Here is a 5,320-nt window from a genome sequence, read left to right on the forward strand (position 1 = left end):
TCCGGCCGCGTCACATTGAGAACCTCGTTGCACCCCTCGAGATTCTCGAAGTCCTCAAGCGTCGGATCCTGCGCCTGCAACATCGTGCCCATCGCACCATCAGCCACCACCACACGAGTGGCGAGCGCCTCACGCAGGGCGTCGATCCGGGTGCCCGTCATGACCGGCCACCCAGCCACGGGAGGAGCGGTTTCGCCGCGTCCGCGCCGTAGGCTTTCTCGACGGTCGCGAGGAGTTGCGCGGGGTCGGCCCGGTACGACTGCGAGCCCACCGTCGTGAGGGCAAGGGACGCGACCGTACAGCCCAGCCGGGCGGCGGGCACGAGGGGCAGCTGCCGGCTGTGGGCGGCCAGGAAGCCGGCCCGGAAGGCGTCTCCGATGCCGGTCGGATCGACGACGGGGATGTCGGCGACGCCCGGGACGGTGACCGGCGGCTGTCCCGCGCGGTCGATCCTCACTCCGGCCTCGCCCAGGGTGGTGACCCAGGTGCCCACCAATGCGAGGACCTTCTCGCGTGTCCAGCCGGTGCGTTCGAGCAGCAGCGCGGCCTCGTACTCATTGGTGAACAGCCACCGCGCGCCGTCCACCAGGTCCCGCACCTCGCCCTCCTCCAGCCGCGCGAGCTGCTGCGAAGGGTCGGCGGCGAAGGGGATGCCGAGCTCCCGGCACTCTCTGGTGTGCCGCAGCATCGCTGCCGGATCGTTCGGTGAGACGAGCACCAGGTCGGGGCGGGTCGTAGGAGTGGACAGGTTCCCGAGGCCGATGTCGGCAGCCTCCGTCATCGCGCCCGCGTAGAACGACGCGATCTGGTTGGAGTCCTGGTCGGTGATGCACATGAAGCGGGCCGTCTGCCGGGGGGAGGAGACACGGACGGCGCCGGTGTCGACGCCGTGCTCCTTCAGCCAGACCTCGTATTCGGCGAAGTCGCTGCCCACCGCCCCCACCAGCAGAGGGGTGAGACCGAGGCTGCCGAGCCCGAAGGCGATGTTCGCGGCGACCCCACCACGGCGCACTTCGAGCTCGTCGACGAGGAAGGACAGGGAGACATGGGCGAGCTGGTCCGGGATCAGCTGATCCGCGAACCGGCCTGGAAAGACCATCAGATGGTCCGTGGCAATGGAGCCTGTCACCGCGATACGCACATGCACTCCTGAACTCCTGTTGGCGGCACTGGGGCCGGGGCGGGGCCGGTGGCCGGTTGTTGCCGGTCGGTTGTTGCCGGTCGCCTGTGGTCAGAGACCGGCGGCGGCCTTGAGTTGCGAGGCGCGGTCGGTCCGCTCCCAGGTGAAGTCCGGGAGCTCGCGGCCGAAGTGACCGTAGGCAGCCGTCTGCGCGTAGATCGGGCGAAGCAGGTCCAGGTCGCGGATGATCGCGGCCGGCCGGAGGTCGAAGACCTCGGTGATGGCCTTCTCGATCTGGCCCTGGGCGACGGCTCCCGTGCCGAAGGTCTCGACGAACAGGCCGACCGGCTCGGCCTTGCCGATGGCGTAGGCGACCTGGACCTCGCAGCGCGCGGCGAGGCCGGCCGCCACGACGTTCTTCGCGACCCAGCGCATCGCGTAGGCGGCCGAACGGTCCACCTTCGAGGGGTCCTTGCCCGAGAAGGCGCCGCCGCCGTGGCGTGCCATGCCGCCGTACGTATCGATGATGATCTTGCGGCCGGTGAGGCCTGCGTCGCCCATCGGACCGCCGATCTCGAAGCGTCCTGTCGGGTTGACCAGCAGCCGGTAGCCGTCGGTGTCGAGCTTGATGCCGTCTTCGGCGAGGTCCGCCAGCACGTGCTCGACCACGAACTCGCGGATGTCGGGAGTGAGGAGCGAGTCCAGATCGATGTCCGAGGCGTGCTGGGACGAGACGACGACGGTGTCCAGCCGGACCGGGCGGCTGCCGACGTACTCGACGGTGACCTGGGTCTTGCCGTCGGGGCGCAGGTAAGGGACGGTACCGTCCTTGCGAACCTCGGTCAGCCTGCGCGCCAACCGGTGCGCCAGGTGGATCGGCAGCGGCATCAGCGACGGTGTCTCGTCGGTGGCGTAGCCGAACATCAGGCCCTGGTCGCCGGCGCCCTGCCGGTCCAGCTCGTCCTCGTCGCCCTCCACCCGCTGCTCGTAGGCCGAGTCGACGCCCTGGGCGATGTCCGGGGACTGCGCGCCGATGGACACCGAGACGCCGCAGGAGGCGCCGTCGAAGCCCTTGGCCGAGGAGTCGTATCCGATCTCGAGGACCTTCTGGCGGACGAGGGTGGCGATGTCGGCGTACGCCGCGGTCGTCACCTCGCCCGCGATGTGCACCTGGCCGGTGGTGATCAGCGTCTCGACCGCGACCCTGGAGGCCGGGTCCTGGCGCAGCAGCGCGTCGAGGACTGTGTCGCTGATCTGGTCGGCGATCTTGTCGGGGTGGCCCTCGGTGACAGACTCCGAGGTGAACAGGCGACGGGACATGACTCTCCAGAAAGGTCAGGGTTGTGTGGATGGTCCGTGTGCGGGGGGCATCAGGCTCGTTCCGCGGCCTCTTCGAGCATCCGGGCGAGGGCGCGGACGCTTTCCTCGCCGTCGGCGGCCGCGGTCCCCGGTCCGGTGGTCGCAGTGGTGAGGACGATGAGCGGAGGCCGCCCGCCGTCCGCCGCGATGAGCTGTGCGATCCCGTACGCGATGACTCCGCCGCCCGAGAAGCCGCCGAGCACAAGGCGTTCGCCCGCGTCGAGCAGCGGCCGGAGCGCGGCGAGGTGGGCTTTCGCCCCTTCGGGGGCAGGGCTCAGGAGCAGCAGTGCCCCGGGTCCTGTGTACAGGCGGGCGAGCTGGTCGTAGCAGGAGCGGGGCGTGCCGGGCGCCGGGACGAGGCAGACGGTGCTCGCGCCGGGCCGTTCGGCCGCCCGCAGGGTGATGAACGCGGGCTCTGCGGTGTCGTCCGGCGCGCGAAGGGGGGTCAGGGTCTGCAGTACGTCGGCGATGGTCCGGGACTCGTCGGCGATGTGCGGGAGTTCGCGCAGCAGCCGGGCGCTGTCGTTGAGGACGCCGGTGGCGTCGGCACAGCGGGCCAGGTCGTGGCTGGCGGTCAGCACCAGGCCTCCGGCGCTGTCGTGGTGGGCGACCAGGGTGAGGGGGTACGCGGTGCTGGTGCCGGTGGTCTCCGGGAACCCCACCCGGATGCCGCGGGCGGCGAGTTCTTGTGCGAGTCCGTCCTGCTGCCGGCGGCTCTCGAAGACGAGCAGGGTGTCGTCGGGGTGCACATCCGCGGTGCCCAGGCTGTCGGCCCCGTCGGGGCGGCCGGTCCAGGCACGGATCTGGCCTGCCGAGACCCATTCGTACGCGGCCTTGTCCAGCGCCTGGTCGCGCAGGGCGGCGAGCAGCCTGGGCACGGTCGACTCCGGGTCGACCTCGGCGGACATCGGCAGCGGGTTGCGCAGCGTTCCCGGCATACGGTCCACGCCTTCGAGCGCGATGCCACGTCCGGACACCGCCACGCTGAAGCGGATCGGCACGGGTCCCGCGGCGCCGGTGGCCCGGTACAGCAGCAGGGCCCAGACGGCCTGCAGCGCGCTGCTCTCCGTAACGCCCCAGCCGCCCGCCCAGGCGCTGAGCCTGGCGGCCTCGTCCGGTGTGAGCCGCAGACGGATGCGGCCTGTTACGGGGCGGACCGCGGACGCACCGGCCCATGACCGAAGCCGGCCTGCCGGGTCCGCGGGCAGCGCGGACGCCACGGGCACCGGGGAGGTCGCCGCACCGGCCGGCGGTGCGGCCCGGGTCCAGAACTCCTTGGCAGCCGCCGTGTCCTGGGCACGGAGCCAGTCCGTGTAGTCGCGGATGTCGGGGCGCCGGTCACCGCCGGGGAGCGTGCCTCCGGCCAGGTAGGCGCGGTAGAACTGCTGCAGCAGCAGTCGGACGCTCCAGCCGTCGAGCAGGGCGTGGTGGTAGGTCAACAGGACCCGGGTGAACGACCCCGGGGCGGCCTGGTCCGGGTCGCCGTCCAGCAGCGTGGCCCGCAGGGGCCCGGGCCGGCTCAGGTCGAAGCCGCGCAGCCGGTCGCGCGCGACGAGCTCACGCCATTCGGCGGCGCCGTGGGGCAGCCGTACCACCTCGGGCGATACCTGGTCGTGGAGTACGAGCCGGAGCTCGGGGCCGTCCTCGAAGGCGACGCGCAGCGCGGTGTCGCGGTCGAAGACGGACTGCCAGGCCGCGGTGAAGCAGCCGGTGTCCAGCGGCCCGTACCAGGTCCACGCGAGCTGTTCGACATGGCGGCCGGTGCCGGGGTGGGCCGCGGCGTCGGCGAACAGCTCCCGCTGGAGCGGGGAAGGGGCCAGGCTCCGTACGGACGGGCTGTGGTGCTCGCTGCCGGCGAGCTCTTCCAGGACGTCGCGCAGGAGGACGGTGAGGGCCTGCACCGAATCCTCGGTGACGCCGTCGACGGCGCACGGCACCCAGTCCACGGAGATCCGCAGCATGCCGTCCAGGACGCGGGAGTGGATGTCCACGGTGGACCGCGCAGTGGTGTGCCGGGCCGGGCGGTGTTCCGCTGTTGCGCGGAACCGGCTGGTGGCGGGCGGCAGTTCGTCAGGGCCGTGCGGGGTGAAGGACACCAGGGTGGGCACGAGTTCGCGCAGTACGAGCCGCAGCACCGGATCCGGCGTGTATTCGCTGCAGGCCACGAAGGCGGTGCCGCCCGTTTCGGCGAGCGCGGGGGCGGCCTGGGTCAGATAGCCGTCGGCGGGCCGGGTGCGGTCGGCGTCGAGGAGGACCGGGTGGGCCGATGCGAAGGGGCCCACGGTGCGGGCCAGTTCGTGGCTGCCCTGCCGCCCGTCCGTCCGCAGGTCGAAGGCGACGTCCTGGTGTCCCCGCCAGCGGGCCAGGGCCAGCCCGACGGCTCCGGTGAGCACTTGCTGAACGTTCAAGCCGTACCGCCTGGGCAGCGGACCGGTCAGCCGTGCGGTCACCGCGGCGTCGAGGGTGAATCCCGGATGGTGCAGGGGTGCCGTGTCCGGTACGGGCAGCGAGGCGACGAAGGCCTGGGCCGAGGCTCGCGCGTCGGCCGTCTCGCGCCAGCGGACCGCCTCGCCGGGATCGGCGGCGCCGCGTCGGAGACGGGCGATCCACTCCTCGAAGGGCACGGCCTCGGGCGGCAGTCCGGGCAGGGCGCCGTCGTCGATCGCGTCGAGTGCGGCCTCCAGGTCCTCCCGCAGGATCCGCCAGGAGATGTCGTCGACGACGAGTTCGTGGACGACGAGCACGAGCCGGTCGGCGTGCGGTCCTGCCGGGCGGCGGTCCCGGGCCAGCACCGCCTGTACGGTGCGGCCGGCCGACGGGTCGAGGCTGCGGCCCGCGGCG

At 72.2% G+C, this 5,320-nt stretch carries 3 protein-coding genes; all 3 read right to left on the bottom strand.

Going from position 1 to position 5,320, the window contains the following annotated elements:
* Nucleotides 1–157: 157 nt before the first annotated feature.
* Entirely contained in the window at nucleotides 158–1,141 is a 984-nt protein-coding gene (locus tag ACWDZ6_RS33200; RefSeq protein WP_451505805.1) for a carbohydrate kinase family protein, read from the bottom strand.
* 90 nt (nucleotides 1,142–1,231) lie between these two features.
* Nucleotides 1,232–2,440, bottom strand: a complete 1,209-nt coding sequence (gene metK, locus ACWDZ6_RS33205) for a methionine adenosyltransferase (RefSeq protein WP_366736158.1) — start codon at nucleotides 2,438–2,440, stop codon at nucleotides 1,232–1,234.
* Between the two features lie 50 nt (nucleotides 2,441–2,490).
* On the bottom strand, nucleotides 2,491–5,320 hold a 2,830-nt coding region (locus tag ACWDZ6_RS33210), incomplete at its 5' end, for a condensation domain-containing protein (RefSeq protein WP_451505804.1).

This window comes from Streptomyces sp. NPDC002926 (assembly GCF_053591755.1).